This is a genomic window from Polaribacter septentrionalilitoris, from assembly GCF_009832745.1.
Lineage (GTDB): Bacteria > Bacteroidota > Bacteroidia > Flavobacteriales > Flavobacteriaceae > Polaribacter > Polaribacter septentrionalilitoris.
Window position 1 is genome coordinate 1 of sequence record NZ_VRMJ01000010.1, and the last position, 1,219, is coordinate 1,219.

Annotated in this window: 1 protein-coding gene; it reads left to right on the plus strand. The window is 30.5% G+C overall.

The annotated features are described in order from the left end of the window. On the plus strand, positions 1-1,209 hold a 1,209-nt coding region (locus tag FP421_RS02100; RefSeq protein ID WP_159947152.1), incomplete at its 5' end, for an IS4 family transposase. Between the last annotated feature and the right edge of the window lie 10 nt (positions 1,210-1,219).

The window sequence follows — 1,219 nt, forward strand, 5'->3', positions numbered from 1 at the left end:
TTTAAAGATCATAAAATTTCAGTAAATCAATTATTGAGAGTTATACCAGAAGCTCTTTTATCCAACTTATCAGTAACTACTAAAGTAGATTATTATGCCAAAGTACTTCATGGTAAAAAGATGTTCTATCTTTTATTGTATGGTATTTTAGAAAATGAAAAACTGAGTCAACGTACTTTAGAGGATACATTTAATGATGTAATTTTCAAAACTCTTTTTGATTTGGACAAATCAGAAAGTATACGTAGAAGTTCTATCTCAGAACGATTATCTAAAATTGATTCCGATTACTTTGCTCAGATATACCAATGTATTTACCAACAGTTTTATGATGCTTATCCTAATAAGAATAGCTCAAAATACAACTTAGTTCATGTTGATAGCTCTATGGTTAGTGAAGCTTCTACAAGATTAGTAAAAGGTATTGACCATAAAAATGGAAAGAAGTCTGTAAAGTACAGTGTTGCTTTCGATGGTTTACTACCTTGCAATTTTAATGTTTTTACAGATAAAAAATACTCTAGCGAGGATGTTGCTTTACCTGAAGCTATTTTGGGTCACGTAAAACAAGAGTCAGGTCATCAAAATATTTATGTAATTGACAGAGGCTTGCAATCTACAAGAACGATGAACTCTTTTAGTAAAGACTCCATTGGTTTTATTATTAGAGCAAGAGAAAACAGAAAACATATAGAGATAGCCTGTTTAAAGAGTCAAAATAAAGAGATAGATTTAGGAGAGCTAATCCTTATAAAAGATAGTAAGGTACAACTGTATACTGGAAAACCTATCGAAAACAAAAAAGGAAATATCCATTATAGAGAAGAGTTAGTAGAAACGCCTTTTCGTTTAATTGTTGCAAAAAGTAAAACAGAAGAGTCTAAAGCGTTTTGGTTTATAACCAATGATTTTGAACTAACGGCTAAAGAAGTTGCACAAGCCTATAGAAGAAGATGGGATATTGAGGTATTCTTCCGTTTTATTAAACAAGAACTTAATGTTAGTCACCTTGTGTCGTTAAACAAAAATGGAATAGAAGTCATGCTTTACATGACATTGATTGTGGCTATGCTAGTTTTAATATATAAAAAAGCTAACAAAATAGGCTATAAAACCGCTAAAAGAAGATTTAAAATGGAACTCAGAAATTTAGCTATTGCCTTGATAGTTCTAAAATGTGAAGGAAATTTAGACCATTTTGAAACCTAAAAAAATGGCC